Annotated in this window: 19 protein-coding genes and 1 tRNA gene; 12 read left to right on the forward strand and 8 right to left on the reverse strand. The window is 50.0% G+C overall.

Annotated features, from left to right (window positions below; all coding sequences use genetic code 11):
• Positions 1–82 precede the first annotated feature (82 nt).
• Together CSR04_RS01265 and CSR04_RS01270 are read left to right on the forward strand one after the other, a co-directional pair.
• Positions 83–2056 carry a marine proteobacterial sortase target protein gene (locus CSR04_RS01265; RefSeq protein ID WP_102794415.1) on the forward strand — a complete coding sequence of 658 codons (1974 nt, stop codon included), beginning with the start codon at positions 83–85 and terminating at the stop codon, positions 2054–2056.
• Entirely contained in the window at positions 2044–2637 is a 594-nt protein-coding gene (locus tag CSR04_RS01270; protein WP_102794416.1) for a class GN sortase, read from the forward strand. The genes CSR04_RS01265 and CSR04_RS01270 overlap by 13 nt, the downstream gene beginning before the upstream one ends.
• Here the strand turns inward: CSR04_RS01270 and CSR04_RS01275 are convergent.
• Positions 2615–3952, reverse strand: a complete 1338-nt coding sequence (locus tag CSR04_RS01275) for a type II toxin-antitoxin system HipA family toxin (RefSeq protein ID WP_102794417.1) — start codon at positions 3950–3952, stop codon at positions 2615–2617. The two genes, CSR04_RS01270 and CSR04_RS01275, sit on opposite strands and share 23 nt — an antisense overlap.
• Positions 3952–4227 (reverse strand): helix-turn-helix domain-containing protein, encoded by a 276-nt coding sequence (locus tag CSR04_RS01280; protein WP_102794418.1) that lies wholly within the window; start codon positions 4225–4227, stop codon positions 3952–3954. Before CSR04_RS01280 ends, CSR04_RS01275 begins: the two co-directional genes overlap by 1 nt.
• 531 nt (positions 4228–4758) lie before the next feature.
• Here CSR04_RS01280 and CSR04_RS25100 point away from each other — a divergent pair.
• Both CSR04_RS25100 and CSR04_RS25105 read left to right on the forward strand, forming a co-directional pair.
• Positions 4759–5127: a hypothetical protein gene (locus CSR04_RS25100; protein ID WP_216362487.1), complete on the forward strand. Its 369-nt coding sequence runs from the start codon at positions 4759–4761 to the stop codon at positions 5125–5127.
• Positions 5076–5537, forward strand: a complete 462-nt coding sequence (locus CSR04_RS25105; protein ID WP_216362488.1) for a hypothetical protein — start codon at positions 5076–5078, stop codon at positions 5535–5537. The genes CSR04_RS25100 and CSR04_RS25105 overlap by 52 nt, the downstream gene beginning before the upstream one ends.
• 236 nt (positions 5538–5773) lie before the next feature.
• Here CSR04_RS25105 and CSR04_RS01290 read toward each other — a convergent pair.
• Positions 5774–5848: transfer RNA gene (locus CSR04_RS01290), tRNA-Arg, on the reverse strand.
• A gap of 220 nt (positions 5849–6068) precedes the next feature.
• Here CSR04_RS01290 and CSR04_RS01295 point away from each other — a divergent pair.
• Both CSR04_RS01295 and CSR04_RS01300 read left to right on the forward strand, forming a co-directional pair.
• Complete coding sequence (locus tag CSR04_RS01295) at positions 6069–6467, forward strand: c-type cytochrome (protein ID WP_102794419.1); 399 nt, start codon at positions 6069–6071, stop codon at positions 6465–6467.
• Positions 6468–6602: 135 nt separating this feature from the next.
• Positions 6603–9221 (forward strand): sensor domain-containing phosphodiesterase, encoded by a 2619-nt coding sequence (locus CSR04_RS01300; protein WP_102794420.1) that lies wholly within the window; start codon positions 6603–6605, stop codon positions 9219–9221.
• Here CSR04_RS01300 and rep read toward each other — a convergent pair.
• The 3 genes from rep to efp form a co-directional block, all read right to left on the reverse strand.
• Positions 9211–11223 (reverse strand): DNA helicase Rep, encoded by a 2013-nt coding sequence (gene rep / locus CSR04_RS01305; protein ID WP_102794421.1) that lies wholly within the window; start codon positions 11221–11223, stop codon positions 9211–9213. The two genes, CSR04_RS01300 and rep, sit on opposite strands and share 11 nt — an antisense overlap.
• Before the next feature lie 2 nt (positions 11224–11225).
• Positions 11226–12206, reverse strand: coding sequence for an elongation factor P--(R)-beta-lysine ligase (gene epmA / locus CSR04_RS01310; protein ID WP_102794422.1), 981 nt, complete (start codon positions 12204–12206; stop codon positions 11226–11228).
• A gap of 68 nt (positions 12207–12274) precedes the next feature.
• Positions 12275–12844: an elongation factor P gene (gene efp / locus CSR04_RS01315; RefSeq protein WP_102794423.1), complete on the reverse strand. Its 570-nt coding sequence runs from the start codon at positions 12842–12844 to the stop codon at positions 12275–12277.
• 31 nt (positions 12845–12875) lie between these two features.
• Between efp and epmB the strand changes: the two genes are divergently transcribed.
• Entirely contained in the window at positions 12876–13901 is a 1026-nt protein-coding gene (gene epmB, locus CSR04_RS01320) for an EF-P beta-lysylation protein EpmB (protein WP_102794424.1), read from the forward strand.
• Positions 13902–13934: 33 nt separating this feature from the next.
• Here the strand turns inward: epmB and CSR04_RS01325 are convergent, their stop codons facing one another.
• A complete protein-coding gene (locus CSR04_RS01325; protein ID WP_102794425.1) occupies positions 13935–14126 on the reverse strand; it encodes a hypothetical protein in 192 nt (63 codons plus the stop codon).
• 112 nt (positions 14127–14238) lie between these two features.
• Here CSR04_RS01325 and CSR04_RS01330 point away from each other — a divergent pair, with 112 nt between their 5' ends.
• Entirely contained in the window at positions 14239–14553 is a 315-nt protein-coding gene (locus CSR04_RS01330) for a hypothetical protein (RefSeq protein ID WP_102794426.1), read from the forward strand.
• Positions 14554–14656: 103 nt separating this feature from the next.
• Entirely contained in the window at positions 14657–14992 is a 336-nt protein-coding gene (locus CSR04_RS01335) for a hypothetical protein (protein WP_102794427.1), read from the forward strand.
• Between the two features lie 36 nt (positions 14993–15028).
• Here the strand turns inward: CSR04_RS01335 and CSR04_RS01340 are convergent, their stop codons facing one another.
• Positions 15029–15553: a DUF3016 domain-containing protein gene (locus CSR04_RS01340; protein ID WP_102794428.1), complete on the reverse strand. Its 525-nt coding sequence runs from the start codon at positions 15551–15553 to the stop codon at positions 15029–15031.
• 510 nt (positions 15554–16063) lie between these two features.
• On the opposite strand from CSR04_RS01340, the gene CSR04_RS01350 reads away from it, so the two are divergent.
• Genes CSR04_RS01350 through CSR04_RS01360 form a run of 3 tightly spaced genes read left to right on the forward strand, consistent with a single transcriptional unit; the run spans position 16064 to position 17988 of the window.
• Positions 16064–16906: a MipA/OmpV family protein gene (locus CSR04_RS01350; RefSeq protein WP_102794430.1), complete on the forward strand. Its 843-nt coding sequence runs from the start codon at positions 16064–16066 to the stop codon at positions 16904–16906.
• A 12-nt stretch (positions 16907–16918) separates the two neighbouring features.
• The gene (locus CSR04_RS01355; RefSeq protein ID WP_146027079.1) at positions 16919–17293 is read left to right on the forward strand and encodes a DUF3019 domain-containing protein; all 375 of its coding nucleotides are present in this window, start codon (positions 16919–16921) and stop codon (positions 17291–17293) included.
• Positions 17293–17988: a response regulator gene (locus CSR04_RS01360; RefSeq protein WP_102794432.1), complete on the forward strand. Its 696-nt coding sequence runs from the start codon at positions 17293–17295 to the stop codon at positions 17986–17988. Before CSR04_RS01355 ends, CSR04_RS01360 begins: the two co-directional genes overlap by 1 nt.
• Positions 17989–18024: the final 36 nt, after the last annotated feature.

The raw sequence follows: 18024 nt of genomic DNA on the forward strand, positions 1-18024 counted from the left end.
CCGGTATTGCCTTTTTTTCGCCCTCTGTCGGCCATTGGTCATTGCTTCAATAAGCCTGAATTCACCTCATTGGAAACCCGCAATGTATGTTTACCCAATAGGCAGGACAAGCTTACTGATAAGCCTGCTCACTATATTGTGCAGCTACCCGGTATGGGCAACGTCTCCTCAACTGGAACTGTTCAACCTTCAGGGCGACGCCGTAGCGCCCGGAATTATCCTTAACACCGATGTGAAGATGCAGACCACAGGCCTGATTAATCAGGTCAGAGTCACTCAGCGGTATCGCAATGACAACCCCTTTGCGGTCAATGGCCGCTATGTGTTCCCACTACCAGATGACAGTGCCGTGTATGCCATGACCTTAGTGGTAGGCGAGCGGCGCATTCAGGGCAAAATAGACAAAAAAGCTGAAGCCACGCGAACCTACCAACAAGCACGCCAAGAAGGCAAAAAAGCGGCTTTGGTGCGCCAGCAGCGCGCTAATATGTTCGTTACCGACGTGGCGAATATTGAACCGGGCCAGAGCATTTCGGTGGAGTTGCATTATCAACAAACCCTGGCTTTCGCCGACGGTGAGTTTTCTGTGCGTTTCCCGGTCACCATTACCCCACGTTATCACCCCATGGTGATGAAAATGCCGGATACAGACGAGCCAGCCAGCGCTGACAATACCGCGCAACCAAGGGGTTGGATAGCACCACTTTTCAGCCAGAGTGCCAAGCCGCAACCAGTCAATGCGGGCCTTACCCTGGAGTTGGACATGGATTTAGGCCTGGAACTGGCCAAAGTCAGCGCGGGTGAACAACCACTGGCGCTGGACAACCCGGCCTTTGGCCGTTACCGGCTCTCCCTTACCGACCCACAGATGAACAAAGATTTAGTCCTGCGCTTTACCCCAAGACTAAAGCAGGACAGCCAGGCGGCATTCTTGGTGCAGCAAACCGAACAGGGTGAACGCTACGCGCTGCTGATGCTGACACCGCCGGCCGACAGCTTTACCGCCGCACGACGTCTGCCGAGAGAAACTATCTTTGTGATTGATACCTCTGGCTCTATGCATGGCCAGTCAATGCAGCAGGCCAAACAGGCGTTGTTATTTGCCTTAACTCAACTGGATGCCCAGGACAGCTTTAATATCCTGGGCTTCAATCACCGGCTCAATCCTCTCAGTATGCGCCCGCTAGAGGCCAATAAAGCCAATCTGCGCATGGCCAGAGACTTTGTCCATAGCCTGGAAGCCGACGGCGGCACTGAGATAGCCCAGGCCCTGGATGTGGTGCTGGATGGGAGTGAACAAAATGACAGAGTGCGACAAGTGGTGTTTCTGACCGATGGCAGTGTCAGCAATGAAGCTCAGCTGTTTGAGAAAATCCGCCAGCAACTGGGTGACAGCCGCCTGTTCACTGTAGGTATCGGCAGTGCCCCAAACAGCCTGTTTATGAACAGAGCGGCGGATGTTGGCCGGGGCTCCTACACTTTTATTGGCGCCACCTTTGAAGTGCAGGAAAAAATGCAGGCATTGTTTAATCGCCTGCATCACCCGGCCATTGTCAATTTGTCGCTAAGCAGCGGCGGACAGATGTTGACGTATTGGCCCAATCCGCTGCCCGATTTGTATTTTGGTCAGCCCTTAATGGCGGCCATCAAACTGCCGGATAGTCCGGGTGACATTACCCTTACCGGCCAAACCCCGCTTGGCCCGTTGCATATTGGTTTAACCCCCACCCTGCAAAGCAAAGGAGACAGCATTGCCAGGCTATGGGCCAGACAAAAAATCAAATCACTGCTGCTGTACAACCCTGAACAGCAGGTTAAATCCAGCGTCGAACAACTGGCCTTGCAGTTTCAATTGCTGAGCCCCTTCACCGCCTTTGTTGCCGTGGAAACCGTGCCTTCAGGCCAGCCAGCTACGCAGAATATTCAGGTACCCAACGCGCTGCCCGACGCAGGCTCCTTAACCCTGCCACAAACCGACGGACAAAGCCGTCTGCAATTGCTGCTGGGCATGCTGCTGATACTGAGCTTTGTGGGAGCACGCAGATGGATCCGTTAAGCAACTGGCGCTCATTACTCTTTTACTCCTTGCTGGTGTCTGGTCTGGTTCTGTTGGCCACAGGTGGCCATATGCAGGCTAAAGCGTGGCTGGCCCAATACCTGATTAGTGACGCCTGGCAGCAGGCCCTGGCCGAACCAGACAGCAAAGTTAAACCCTGGTTTTATGCCGATACCCATGTCGTCGCGCAGCTGGATTTTCCGCACCAGCATCAGCGCCTAACGGTGTTGTCGGGTGCCAGTGGCCGCAATCTGGCCTTTGGCCCCGGCCACTTGCTGGCCAGCGGTGAGCTGGGCAACAGTGCCGAAAAAGGCGTATTAATTGCCGGGCATAACGACACCCATTTTGCTTTTCTGCAGCACCTGAAAACAGGGGAGCAATTTCGCATGCAACTACAAAACGGCACATGGCAGCATTTTCAGGTAAAAGAAATGCGCGTGGTACATCAGGCCGACACCGGCTTTTTACACCACAGCGGACTGTATCTGACCACCTGTTACCCTTATGACTCGCTGGCGGCCAATACGCCCTGGCGTTTGCTGGTCACTGCTGAGCAAATCAGTTTGGGGGAAAACAGCTAGCTGGCTTAAGCAGTAAACGATGTTTTCGCTCTTGCATTCCCTCAAAAATGGGTTGTGCTACCCGCTCAGGAAAATCAGCAGGTAATGCCTGTTGAACTTTTTCAATAACGCCATCCACTTGCTCGCACATGCGGGATATGATGGCGTCCATTCTGGATTGGCTGAACTCTGCTTGTTTTGCTGTAGCCAGAAAATGTCGTCGAAACATCTGTGAGATTTTCCATTTTTTGCCACTGCTTCCGCGTAAACTCATCGCGAGCTTCAGATCTCTAAGATTAAGACCTGTGCCGCCAATGGCGGGATAAGCGGAAAGAATGTCATAAAGCGGCGTCAATCTGTATGCACCGAATGGATCAATACGCACTGAAAAGTTCTTCGCATGTCCATCTGTGGCGCCCAACAAAAAAAACAGTACCTGTGCGCCCATAAATACGTCGCGATCTCGCACTGCATTGGCTGAGCCTTGCAGATGCTTCATCACATCGGCAATGCAAGGACCTTTATCCGATTCATACTTTCTGGCCGAGGGCAGGCCGAATACCTGGCAATAATCTTCCTGCGGTAAGCGCATTATCCAACTGCCATCGCTGGCATATTTGCGATCAAAGCGTTCAATCGCCAATGCTCTGATTTTCTTGGTGTTAATAATTTCACAATTGGGTGCATCAAAACCAAATTCCCGGGCGATGCGTAAACAAAGCATTTCATTTTCGACGCTGTCGCTTAAATCAATCGTATGGTCGTGGCTTTGAATTTTCCCAATGGGTAGTTTTACTATGTGGGTAGTAGGTGTGTTGCCTGTCGGCACACACCAGTGCTCGCCAATTTTAAGCAATGCGGTTTTTTCCTGCGCCCCTGCGATGGAAATCCGGAAGTCGTCGTTCTCACGCAACATGCCAAGTGGGGCGCGGGACTGGTATCCCAACAGTATGCGCTCCAACGCTTCTTCACTGAGTGTTTGGTAATTTAACTGGCGAATAGTCCCCGGTTTTTTGCCCGCAGGAACAAACTGTAAGGCACCCACACTGTCTCGCCCTATTGCCGCTAACAGATCGAACGTTTGACCTGAATCGGCATGGAAACGGGCAACCACACGGTCACGAATCTCGTCATTATCGGGTAGTAGGTTGTCAAAAAAATTGATGACTTCCTGGCCTTTATAGACCTCACGGCGTAATGGCAACGACAAAGAAATTGGCCGCGCCCCTTCCTGTTCAATCCAGGAGTGCTCATAGCGGAATGAATGGGCACCAGCATTATCGCGACCGAAATAACCGACACAATAACCATTCATATACACATCCAGTGTGTTCATTACCATTCCTCAGTCCATGTTTTACCCGCGCCGGAGATATCATCATTCTCTTCAGGTTTGATTGAACCTTTAGGGGTAACGGAGAGTTCCAATTCCAGAGCCGACAATAAACGGAACAGCGTATCGAGTTGCATTTTTTCCGGAGAAGATTCAAAACGGGAAACCGTTCCTTGCCTTAACCCAACTAGATCTGCAACCTGAGACTGACTGATACCACGGCGTTTGCGCTCGTCCCGCAGATATACCGAGAGTGTTTTCGGATCCGTAACTTTCATTGTTCGCTGCCTTATACGCAAGTGGGTATAAAATACAATTTATACGCAAATGGAGATAAGTCAAATTTTATACGCATTTGAGTATAAAAATAAATTTATACGCATATGCGGATAATTGGTTTGAGTATTAAATAAGTTCAAGGTGGAGTGACCAGGGGAAGCCGTCCAACTCCGCCGCCTTTGCACTTCCATTTCGCGCGAACGACTGGAGTGCAGTGGTTCTGCCATCGGCGTCGATTAACGACCTCGCGCCAGAAGCCATTGAGATCGCGCGCGAGAACTTTATTCAAAAGAATCCCAAGCTGGCAAATGAAGCCAAACAGTGAGATGTCGCGACATTCTTGAACAAAGCAAAGCTTATTGTTAATGGTCAGATCACCCGCACAGCGATTTTGTTGTTGGGCAAAGCGGAAGCGTCTCACTTTCTTAACCCGGCTTCGGCAACCGTCACCTGGATTCTTAAAGACAGAGACGGGCTAGAGCGAGACTACCAGCATTTTGGCTGTGAGCGTAGATGAGGTTTTTCATAAGGTGCGGAACCTAAAGTACCGCTATATGAAAGAAGGCACACTGTTCCCGGAGGAAGTGGATCAATACGACCCATACATCATACGTGAAGCCCTCAATAATGCCATTGCCCATCAGGATTACGAGCTGGGCGGTAAGGTCTCGGTGGTTGAGTTTGGGGATGGTCATTTGTGCTTCAGCAACTTGGGACAGTTTATTCCCGGCTCGGTAGAATCTGTTATAAAAGCCGGTGCTCCTGAGAGCCGTTACCGCAATCGTTTTCTAACCGATGCTATGGTCAATTTGAACATGATTGATACCATTGGCAGCGCATTCGCAAGATGTTCCTCATTCAAAAGAAACGTTACTTCCCTCTGCCGGAATACGAGCTAAAGAATAATCGCGTTCAAGTCACCATCATTGGTCGAGTCGCAGATATAGCCTACGCCAGAAAGCTGGCCGAATACCCAGACCTGACATTGGAACACATTCTGTTGCTGGATCGGGTACAAAAACCTAAACCACTCACGGATGGTCAGGCCAAACACCTCAAGGCTCTTAGACTGATCGAAGGCCGTAAGCCTAACTATCATATTCCAGCGCAACTGGCGGATCATAGTGGAGACAGGGCCCAATATATTCGTAACAGAGCCTTTGATGACCATCACTACAAACAACTTATTGTCGAATATTTGGACAAATTCGGTACAGCAAGACCTGTAGACATTGACGGGCTACTTTTAGACAAATTGCCTGATGTATTGGACGCCCCCCAGAAACACCACAAGATCAAAAATCTGTAACAAGCCCTGAAAAAAGAGGGCTGGATTGAGAGCGAAGGTAAGATTTGGAGAATGTCCAGCAAGCAATAGCTTAGACATTTCTAGATATTCTTAGACATTTTTACTAGCCAGGGAATGCTTTACCACCAGTGAAGAATTCGAGCTTAGACTTAAGTTTGGCATCTAGTGGCCTTACCAATTGTGGTCACGGACAATATTCTGATAGTGAAAACTATCGTAAAAAGCCTTGAAAGGTATGGCGCTCTCGATAGGGATCGAACCTATAACTTGGCCTCCGGAGGGCCACGTGATATCCATTTCACCACGAGAGCAAGACGGGATGTCTGGAGGCCGCGTACTATGCCTGATTAGACAGTTGAAATCAATCCTGTAGATAACCTTGGCCAAGCATAAGGTGGGTATAACCGCAGGTAAGGGCAATAAAGACCACACTAATAGTGTATAAATGGTTGTAGGGCACCGATTAACCGTTATAATCTGAGCCCAAAACATACATCTAATGAAAGACCAGAATCGGTGCGGGAGTAGGTTGTGAAAATTAAAGCTTTACTGGTGTTGGGTGCAGGTCTGCTGGGAGTATTCGCTGGCCAGGCCGACGACATGGCTCGTGATGCGATTAAAGACCGCATCAAACCTGTTGGGCAAATTCACGTGGCAGGTGCTCAGGCGCAAACCGCTGCCGCATCAGGTCCCCGTTCTGGTGCAGACGTATTTAAATCGTCCTGCTTTGCCTGCCATGGTACTGGCGTTATGGGCGCACCGAAAGCCGGTGATGCAGCCGCCTGGAATGATCGTATCGCCAAAGGGGTGGATACGCTGTTGAATCATGCCATCAACGGTTTCAACGCCATGCCGCCAAAAGGGACATGCGGTAACTGCTCGGATGAAGAAATCAAAGCCGCTATCGAACATATGATCGAAGGGCTGTAAAACCGCCGACAAAGGCTTTTTGGCTATATGCAAGACCACCTTTTTGGTGGTCTTTTTGTTTGAATTGCGCTATTTTTGGCCGGTTAGCGACCAATAAACTATAACACCTAAAGCAATTCGCTTAACAAAGGCAACATGGCACCTGAAAAACTCGCTGAGTCCATGAGCATTGAAGAGTTACGCGCTCTTGTGCCAGAACTGCAGCAACTAACAGAAAAATATAAACAGGCAGAAGCCCTGCAGAAGGCCCTGTTTGATATTTCTGAGCTTGCAAACTCCGTTAGCGAGCTGTCTCGTCTGTATCCCGCCATTCACGACATTATCAGTGGCATGATGAATGCCCGTAATTTCTTTGTTGCCTTGTATGACCAAACCGCCGAGCTGGTAGATTTTGTCTATTTTGTCGACGAGTTCGATGAGCTGGAAGTGCGACAGATGCCTTCTGCAGAATTGAACAAAGGTTTGACCGGATACCTGCTGCGCAGCGGCGAAGCCTTGTTTCTGACTCAGGAAAACTATCACCAGCGGTTAAAACATATTCAAGTGGAAGAACTGGGCTCTGATCCGGTCGACTGGATGGGCGTTCCCCTCAAACGTGGCGCACAAACCGTAGGTGCCATGGTAGTGCAAAGCTATGATGAGTCGATACGATACACAGAGCAGGATCTGGAATTTCTGGTATTTGTGTCTCAGCATATCGTCAATGCCCTGGACAGGGTGAAAAACCGTGAGATCACAGAAAAGACCATCCGCGAGCGCACCCGTCAGTTGCGACAGATGAACGAAGAGCTGCAGGATGAAATCCAGGAAAGACAAAAAATAGAGTCACTGCAGCAGGCCTTATTTGAGATCTCCGAACTGTCTGCCAATGTGGAAGGCGATATGCAGGACTTCTATTCCAGCCTGCATGACATTTTATCCAGACTACTCAGTGCCCCTAACTGTTACATCGCCATTTGGGATAAGCAGCAGAATCTGCTGAATTTTCCGTACTTCAGCGATGAGCTTGAGCAAAGTATCGCCCCGCGCCCCCTGGGTAAAGGCTTGACCGAATATGTGCTCACCAATGGCCAGGCTGCCCTGATTGACGCGCAGCGTTCCAGATTGTTAACCGAACAAGGCGAGCTGGATAAACGGGTCAGCGACAAAATGATCCAGCGTGACAATTCCTGGCTGGGTTCACCCCTGGTGGTAGATGGCGAGATTTCCGGCGTGATTGCCGTACAGACCTATGAGAGCAAGAAAGGCTACACCCTAAAAGATCTGGAACTACTGAAATTTGTGTCCCACCATATTGCCGTTGCCATGGAGCGCAAGCGGGTAGCCGATGCCTTGCAGACCATTAATCTGCAATTGGCCGAAAAGGTTAAGGAACGCACCGAGGAGCTGTATAAAACCAACCAGCACCTGAAAAAGCAGATAGAAGAACGTAAAGAGATAGAGCTGAAGTTAATCCATGACGCTCATCACGATGCCCTCACCGACCTGCCCAACCGGGTTATGTTCAGTAACAGACTGGAACTGGCGGTGGCCAATAAAAAACGCCACCCTGACCACAACTTTGCCGTACTGTTTATTGACCTGGACAGATTCAAATTAATCAACGACACCATCGGCCATCATGCTGGTGATATGTTCCTGATTGAGGTGTCCAAACGTCTTAGTCAATGTATTCGTGGCCATGACTTATTAGCACGGTTGGGCGGCGACGAGTTTGTGATATTACTGGACAGTCTGGAACACGAAGAAGACGCCGAAGAAGTCGCCAGCCGTATTATTGATTTACTGTCTAATCCCTTTGTACTGGACGATAAGGAAATGTACTCAGGGGCCAGTATCGGTATTGCTTTTATTCAAAGCTGGTATAAAAAGGCCGAAGAAGTGATTCGCGATGCCGATGCCGCCATGTACCAGGCCAAGGCACTGGGCCGTGGCCGCTTTATGACCTTCGACAGTAGTATGCGGGAACGCCTGTTGGAAGAACTTGAGCTGGAAAGTGAGTTCCGCCGCATGCTCAAAGAAAGTCTGTTCGAATGCTACTGCCAGCCTGCTGTTAATCTGGATAATCAGGATTGGGTATATCTGGAGTGCTATATCCGCTGGCAGCACCCAACCTTGGGTAAGGTGAAGCGTGAACAATTCTGGCAAGTTGCCGAGCATAGCGGCCTGACCATAGAAATGGATAACTTTATGCTGGAACGGGCCTGCGAATGCCTGAGCCAGATGCAGGGTATGGCCAAACAACCTGTACGCGTGGCCCTGAACCTGAGCATTAATCATCTGTTGCAGAACAAATTAGTCACCCAGATGCTGGAGCAGGTGGAAGCGGCCGGAATTTCCCCCGCACAATTGGTCTTGGAATTTGACGAGAACGATCTGAATAAGCGCTCCACTCATATTCTGCCTGCCTTAAAGAAGCTCAAGCGGGCAGGTGTCACACTGGTACTGGACAATTTTGGCAGCGGCCTGGCATCACTTTCCTACCTGTATTCCTACCCGTTTGACTATGTGAAAGTGGACCATCGCTTTGTTAAATCCCTGCCCAGGTCAGAGAAGAACCTGAAGATGATTCAGTCCGTTATCAGCATTGCCGAACACCTTGGCTTTAAACTGATAGCCGAAGGCATTGAAACACAGGCCCAGTTTGACGCATTGCGAGAAATTGGTTGCCAGTTCGGTCAGGGTAGTTTTGTGATGCCGTCTCAACGTATGGAATTACTGACCAGCGGACCCAGCCGAAAAATCAGCGTTTAAGCAAGTTTCTCAGATTGGCGATCCCTACCTCTCCTTTTTTCTGTCTGACCTCGGCGCTGTCCTTAACTTTTTTATGCTCCCAAACCAGATCATCCTGTGGCAGTTCATACAGGAATCGACTGGGCTCCGGGTTTATTACTTCGCCGTACTGACGACGCTCTCTCGCCAGGGTGAAAAACAACTCTCGCTGGGCACGGGTGATGCCAACGTAAGCCAGACGTCGCTCTTCCTCTATATTGTTCTCATCGATACTGCTTTGATGCGGCAGCAGACCTTCTTCCATCCCCACCATAAACACATAAGGAAACTCCAGGCCCTTTGACGCATGCAGGGTCATTAGCTGTACCTGGTCGGACTCCTCACTGTCTTCCCCCCGTTCCATCATATCGCGCAAAATCAGCCGGTTTACCACTTCCTGCAAGCTCATGGGCGGGTCGAGCTCATTGCCTTCCAGCATGTCGTTGATCCAGCCAAACAGCGTGCTGATATTGCTCATGGCCCATTCTGCGGCTTTGGGACTGGCACTGGACTCATACAGATATTCTTCGTAATGCATGCTTTTGATCATGTCGCGGATGGCTTGGGTGGTATCCCCCCGCACAGCCTGGTCGGACAGTTCCACCAACCAGCGACTGAAATTCTGTACCGCCGTCAGGGCTTTGCCGGATAACACACTATGCAATTGCCCATGGCAGGATGCGCTAAACAATGACTCATGCAGTTCATTAGCAAAGTTACCTAGTTTTTCCAGAGTAGCCCGGCCAATGCCCCTGGCGGGCACATTAATCACCCTTAGCAAGGCATTGTCATCGTCCTGATTCACCAGTAAGCGCAAGTAAGCCATAATGTCTTTAATCTCAGCCTTGGCAAAAAAAGACGTACCGCCGCTGATTTTGTAAGGAATTCGGTTAGTGGTCAGCGTCTTTTCAAACAGTCTGGATTGGTGATTGCCCCGGTACAAAATGGCATAGTCCTTAAACTGCGTACCATTCATAAACTTGTGTGCCATCAGCTCGGCCACCACCCGCTCGGCCTCATGCTCCTCGTTTTTGGCCTGCAGTATCTTCAGCGGTTCACCATAACCCAGTTCAGAAAACAGCTTCTTGTCGAACACATGGGGGTTATTCTGAATCAGAATGTTGGCACTGTGCAGAATACGGCCCGATGAACGGTAATTCTGCTCCAGTTTGATCACCCTGAGTTTGGGGAAATCACTCTGCAGCAACACCAGATTCTGTGGCTTGGCACCGCGCCAGGAATAAATGGACTGATCATCATCACCAACCACGGTAAAGCGCGCCCGCTCCCCGACCAGCAGCTTGACCAGTTCATACTGACTGGTATTGGTATCCTGATATTCATCCACCAGCAGATAACGAATTTTGTTCTGCCATTTGTGCCGAACCGTTTCGTTATGCCGCAGCAGCAGGGTTGGCATCAGAATCAGGTCGTCAAAATCCAGGGCATTGTAAGCTTTCAGATTTTGCTGGTAGCGCAGGTAATACTCGGCAAACTCCTTTTCACCAGCAGATGTTGCGGCTCGTTGCAGTTGCTCGGGCAGAATCAGGTCATTCTTCCAGTTGGAAATGCAGCTTTGCAGCAGCGCAAGCTGCTCTTTGTCACCGTCCCACTGCTCCTGCGTCAGGTCTTTTAGTAGCGCCAGACTGTCTTTATCATCAAACAGGGAAAACCCCGCCTTTAACCCCAGAGCTTTTACTTCTGACTTGATAATATTCAGGCCCATGGTATGAAAGGTAGACACCTTCAGGCCCCTGGCTTCCTGTTTACCCAGGGTCTGCGCCACCCGCTCTTTCATTTCCCGGGCGGCTTTGTTGGTGAATGTTACCGCCGCAATACCGCGAGCGGGCACATCACATTCCCTGACCAGATAGGCAATCTTGTTGGTAATAACGCGGGTTTTACCGCTGCCAGCGCCAGCCAATACCAGGCAAGGTCCTGAGATATATTTTACAGCTTTGTCCTGGGCGTCATTCAGTCTCATGCTCAGGCATTTCCTACATCAAAACTCAGCACATCACTGATGCTGGATTGCGCCAACGCTAGCATAAACAACCTGTCCAACCCTACTGCCACTCCGGCACAGGCGGGAATGCCGGCTTCCAGTGCCTGCAACAGCATGGGATCTATGGGTTTTTCCTGCTTGCCCTGCGAGCGCCTTTTCAGATTGTCTTGCTCGAATCTGGCCTTTTGCTCACCGGCGTCGTCCAGTTCGTGAAAGCCATTGGCCAGTTCCAGATTGCGGAAATACAGTTCAAAACGCTGTGCTGCGCGTGGATCATCAGGATTAAGTTTAGCCAATGCGGCCTGACTGGCAGGAAAGTCATAGACAAAACAAGGTCGCTGTTGACCGATTTGTGGTTCAACCGCATCGCAAAACAGCAGTTGTAACAGCACATCGCGGTCAGTTTCTGCCGCTGCCAGCTCGCCATGCCCCAGTTGCGCGGCGGCCTGCTTAAGCTCAGCCAGACTACAGGATAACGGGTCCAGCTTAACATGCTGCATAAACACCTGTTGGTAGCTGATTCGCTCGGCTGGCTCAGTACTGCAGATCAGTTGTACCAGCTCGTCCAGTTCCTGCATTAAATCGAAATGATCAAAACCTGGCCGGTACCACTCCAACATAGTGAATTCCGGGTTGTGCCAACGCCCCGACTCTTCATTGCGATAGGCTTTACAGATCTGAAAGATAGCGCCACTGCCTGCCGCCAATAATCGCTTCATAGCGTATTCAGGCGAGGTTTGCAGGTATAAGGTACGCCCTTGGGCAGCACCCGGCCCAACAAATTCAGTACTGAAGCCCTGCAGATGCTCATCTGTTACCGTAGCACTTGAAAGACAAGGGGTTTCCACTTCCCAGACACCGCGCCTGGCAAAGAATGACCGTACTGCCACCGTTAACTCAGCGCGTTTTTGCAAGGTAGCGATGCTGGCCGTTGGCCGCCAGGAAACTGATGAAGATGCCATGTTGAACTCAATATCTGCAACAATGAAAAAAGCCCACCTGAAGTGGGCTTTCAAAGCAAGTTTAGGTGTTACTTCTGCGCCCGGGAAACATACTCGCCGCTGCGGGTATCAACCTTAATCACCTCGCCGGTCTGCACAAACAAAGGCACACGCACTACCGCCCCTGTGCTGCAGGTGGCAGGCTTACCACCAGTACCTGCAGTATCGCCTTTAAGGCCAGGATCGGTTTCGGTAATTTCCAGTTCCACAAAGTTAGGTGGTGTGACAGTGATAGGCGAACCATTCCACAAGGTAATAGTGCAAGGGTCGTTTTCTACCAGCCACTTAACGTTGTCACCTACTGCGGCTTTATCAGCAGCAATCTGCTCGAAGGTGTCATTGTTCATGAAATGCCAGAATTCACCGTCGGTATACAAGTAGGACAGGCTCAGATCCATTACATCGGCACCTTCAACGGTATCGCCTGATTTGAAGGTTTTCTCCAGCACTTTGCCAGAAATCAGCTTACGGATCTTAACCCGGTTAAAGGCCTGGCCTTTACCGGGTTTGACATACTCGTTTTCGAGGACGTTGCATGGCTCACCGTCGAGCATGATTTTTAGTCCAGCTTTGAATTCGTTTGTGCTGTAAAATGCCATCTTTTCCTCATTACGTTTTGAGAGCACGTTATTGGCGCAGATAATACCTAAAATTGTCCCCGCTGTAGAGACTTCCTGGCAAAAAGAATTGGCATTGGCATATCGCGATCCGGGTAAATTACTGGCAGCGCTGGACCTGCCCGCAGAAGCCTTTGTCAGCGGCTTTGCCGCCAGAAAACTATTTCCGCTGATAGTGCCACGGCCTTTTGTTGAAAGAATGAAAAAAGGCGATGCCAATGACCCCTTATTGCGCCAGGTACTCACCCTGGAAGAGGAACTGCTTGAAACACCGGGATACAGTGCAGACCCACTGGACGAACAGCAAAGTGCCGTGCCGGGTTTATTGCATAAGTATCAAAGTCGGGTACTGATGATTATTCGCGGTGGCTGCGCGATAAACTGCCGCTATTGTTTTCGCCGCCATTTTCCTTATGCAGACAACGCCCCCTCCAGGCAAGGATGGCAACAGGCACTGAACTATATTCGCGCCAATCAGGAGATTAACGAGGTTATCTACTCAGGTGGCGACCCTCTGATGGCCAAAGATGATTTCCTCGCCTGGCTTAGCCAGGAGGTTGCAAACATTCCGCATGTAACACGCTTGCGCCTGCATACCAGGCTACCGGTGGTAATTCCGGCGCGGATAACTGATGAGCTACTTGGCTGGTTTGCCGACAGCCGTCTGCGCCCTGTCATGGTGCTGCATATCAACCATGCCAATGAAGTGGATAAAAAGCTCGAAGAAGCACTACACAAGCTACGTGCTGCCGGTGTTACTTTGCTGAATCAGGCTGTATTGCTAAAAGGTGTGAACGATTCTGTGCAGGCTCAAGTGGAGCTTAGTGAAGCAATATTTGCTGTTGGCGTACTGCCGTACTATCTGCATTTGCTGGACAAGGTACAAGGCGCGGCGCATTTTGCGGTGGATGACAGCCAGGCAAGACAAATAATGGCAGGAATGATAAAGCGTCTGCCGGGATACCTGGTGTCCAAACTCGTCAGAGAAATTGGTCACCAGCCCGGCAAGACGCCCGTCGACTTACATCTTCATCCCTAACGCAGGCAAGCCTGGCCAGGGTCGGGCTGCCAATCAGGCGAAGGTATCGATAGTCGATCCCAACGCAGGATTTGCCGAAGAAGCTTTGGGTACGCCAGAAGCTGAATCCAGCAACTGAAGTGCGGCTTTGCCCTCTTGTTCCTGCTGATTTTTAGCAAGTTTTGCAGAGCGAAGTTCTGCCGACACGTCGGACATTCCAGAGGTAGAAGCACCTTGTAGTTCCATACCTGTTCCTCTTACAGCTTGAGACTGAGTTTAAAAGCGGGCAGAATTGCCCACCTTCGACAGCTTATCGGCATGCCTTAGCGCATCTTTAATAAAAAAGTGAATTTTTTCCATGCAAAGCATTCTGGATAAACTCAAAGACAACATGCAGGTCATCTATCGGCGCGCGTTGGACGCCGACCAGTCACTGGCCAAGCTGCATCAGCAAGGCCAGGGAAAATTCCAGCAGGTGTTTGCCGATGACGCTGGATTTGAGGTTCAAAGTAAAAGGTTTGGGCCTTATGTTGAAGAACTGGCTCGCGATATCGTTACTCTCGAAAACCAGACAGATACCGAAACCTTTGAGCCCCAACTAGCCAACGTCGTGCGCAAAATGGAACTGTTGTTTTCGACCCTGGCCGGTTTTAAAGACAGCCTGAAAGGCTGAGCCAGACAGGTTGTTTTTTAGCCTGCCTGGTGCATACTTATACAGGTTCCGTTGAAAATCTGATGGAACTGAACTAAGTGCGAAGCATCAAGGGGAGGTTGTAATGGAAGTACTGGCAACCAACACAAGTTTAAATTCATCTTTCCGCCAACAGTCGGTCAACGCGGCAGAAGAAAAGCCTGTTGCCTTTGGTATCGGTGCCGGACAACCCAAAGTGGAACTGTCCCCCCAGGCCAGGATATTGCAGCAGACTGAACAGAATCTGCAAGCCCAGCAACAAACACGCCCAGCCAGCCAGGACAAACAACAGGACGATGCAGAGGATGGCAGCAGTGATTTTGTCAGGGTATCCAGCAGCGTCGGGCCGTCTGCGCAAAGCAATAACTTGTCCGCTGAAAAAGCGACGGAGTTATATAAGTCTATTGAAAAAATGCTTTAACCAAAACAAAGCCAGGCGGAGCCTGGCTTTGTGGGTTTATTCTTTAGGTAATATGTCGGCGAACGCCTCATTAAACCATTCCCGAATCATATTTTTCTCGTAGCGCAGTGATTCACTGTTAAACAGCGGGTTCACTCTGTCCTGAAAGCTCATATCCTTAAGATCCACTTCCTCACCTTTGATCTGCTCACCACTGGCGTCCAATAGTTTGTAATCAAACTTCATCCTTGGAATATCAATACGTTTAATTAGGCGCACATCAGAGGGACTGTTCAGGCCAACAAAACTGCCTGGCCAGACCTGACCGGCTAAATCCAGATTAGTGACATTCAACTGTAATTTTTGCCCATCGGGAAGCTTCTCTGCCAGCTTTTCTACGTACTCCTGGATCTCGGCAAAGGTTCTTTCTCTGAACTTTACTCTGGATTCATTGGCAGGGTGTACATCCGTATAACGGTCGGGATCCTGCCAGTTTATCTCTACATCGGCCTTGGCCAGACTGACACCACTGACACTCATTAAAGTAGTAGCCAACAATAAGGAACGGGTAACCTGTTTCATACTCTTACCTCTGCACAAATGTCTGAACGATGAGTATGAGTCTACAGGATACAACTGAATTTTTGCTGAACATCGCCGTTCCTGTTCCTCCATGAACCCACGGCATACCGTTCATCCTGAACATCGCCGCTCCTGTTCCTCCATGAACCCAAGGCATACTGTTCATCCTGAACATCGCCGTTCCTGTTCTTCCATGAACCCACGGCATACCGTTCATCCTGAACATCGCCGTTCCTGTTCTTCCATGAACCCACGGCATACCGTTCATCCTGAACATAAAAAAGGCCGGTAGAACCGGCCAACCACAACACAGGTAAAGGATTAAGTTACCTGCTCTTGCACTGTGTCGGTAACTGCAGGCTTCCTAGCCATAAACCGACAACACAATCCTAGCTTCTGGCCTTCCTTCGGTCAGATCGAATTTGACAGCATTTGTGAATAATTGTAATTCATAGATGAGTCCGGCCTTGGCCTCTGCTACCCTTGTCTGCCGGTGTATCAGGAGCTGTCATGACGTTGCGGGTTGGTTTGTGGATTGTATTGGTTGGCCTAATGGCTGGTCCCTCTGCTATTGCCTGTGAAAGCCAATGTATTGAAAAGGGGCAGTGGCAGTTGGGTGTGGCCATCGGGGCGGGCGTCCGAAGCAATCCTCTGGTTGACGGCGATAATATTCCGCTGGTGGTTCTACCCGATATCGCCTGGTATGGCGAGGCCTTCTATCTGGATAATGATGAAGTAGGTTATCAGGTTATTGATAATGGCACCTTCGCTTTGGAAGGCTTCGTTAATTTAAACAAGGAAGCCGCTAACTTTGCCTTTTGGCACCCTGCCAATCTATTCTCTAATATGGCCTTGGGGTCTGGTTTTATTGGCCCCTCGATGGAAGTAAAGCGTACCGTTTCCAAAGATGACGTGGCCACCCGGCGTTGGTCTGTTAATGGTGGCGTCAGGCTGCACCTTCGCCATGAATCAGGCGAGTTTCAGGCCAGTATGGTGACAGACGTTGGTAAGGTTCACCATGGTCAGCAAGCCGAGCTTAGCTACAGCCTGTCCTGGCAAACCGGTCACTGGACCTGGGTTGCCACACCATCACTGGTATGGAAAAGCACAAAACTGGTAGATTATTATTACGGTCTGGATGATCGCGACGAGGTTGACACTTCCCTCTATTATGAAGCCCGTTCCGGCTGGTATCCTTCTCTGTCAATTCAGGTTATCCGTCCCATAGCTGAGCATTGGCGACTGATTGGCAGCCTGACCTGGACAGAACTGCATAAAGGGATGACGGCCAGCCCGTTGTTGGATGAAAGCAAGATTAGAGGAATTTTTGTCGGTGCCGCCTACCACTTCTGAAGAGACTCAAGGTTGAAGCCGGTTTGGTACCGGCTGCTGATATTAATGGCAGTCAGTGGCTGGCATTTGTCAGTGGCAGCGCAGGATCTGGGATGGCGTGTTAAGCCTAGTGTCTGCATTGTTAAAGAGCTGGGGGAAGCCTGCCAATTGCAACTGGATATTCAAATATGGGGGGACTTACCTCCTGACAGCTGTCTGTTTCTCAGTGACGAGCAGTTGCAATGCTGGCAGACCCCACGGCAACATATTCGTTTAAACCTGAGTTACAGTGAAGATTCGGTTATCAGTATGCGGCAGGATGACCGCGACTTATTGACAGAGACACTGGAAGTAAAGGCACTGAGTGCTGTTCGCCAGCGTGTACGTAAGCCCTGGAGTTTATTCTGATGGCAAAAGTTTTTCTGGTAGAAGATGACGAGAGATTAAGCCAGTTAACGGCGGAATTTTTGCGTAACCAACAGTTGGATGTTGTGCAATTTGCGGATGGTACCGACTTACTTCAACAAGTACGCAAACAACAGCCAGATATTATTTTGCTGGATGTGATGTTGCCAGGTGAAGATGGCTTTATGCTCTGCCGTTCTTTACGCCAGTCCTTCAACGGCCCTATTCTGTTTCTGACGGCCAGAGATACAAACTATGATCAGGTGCTGGGCTTGGAGCTGGGTGCCGATGACTATGTGATCAAACCCGTCGAGCCTCGTGTATTGCTGGCCCGTATCCATGCCTTACTCAGAAGAGTCAAACCAACTGGTATCCCGCAGCCTGCCAGCAAACTGAAGTTCGGTAGTCTGCGTATCGATAGCGCCTCCAGACAGGTCATGCTTGGGGAAGAGCCCATTCAACTGACCAGCCATGAATTTGATTTATTATGGATGCTGGCGGAAAACGCGTCACAGTTAGTTGACCGTGAACAGATTTACCGCGATTTAATCGGTCGTGAATATGACGGCCTGGACCGTTCAGCCGACGTACGTATTTCGCGATTGCGCAAAAAATTACGTGATAATCAGCAAAACCCACAGCGCATTAAAACGATTTGGGGCAAAGGCTTCTTCTTTGTGGCCGATGCCTGGGATTAATATGCGGGCAGTCTTTGTCACTCTTCAGGTTTAGAT

Source organism: Bowmanella denitrificans (assembly GCF_002887595.1).
Lineage (GTDB): Bacteria > Pseudomonadota > Gammaproteobacteria > Enterobacterales > Alteromonadaceae > Bowmanella > Bowmanella denitrificans.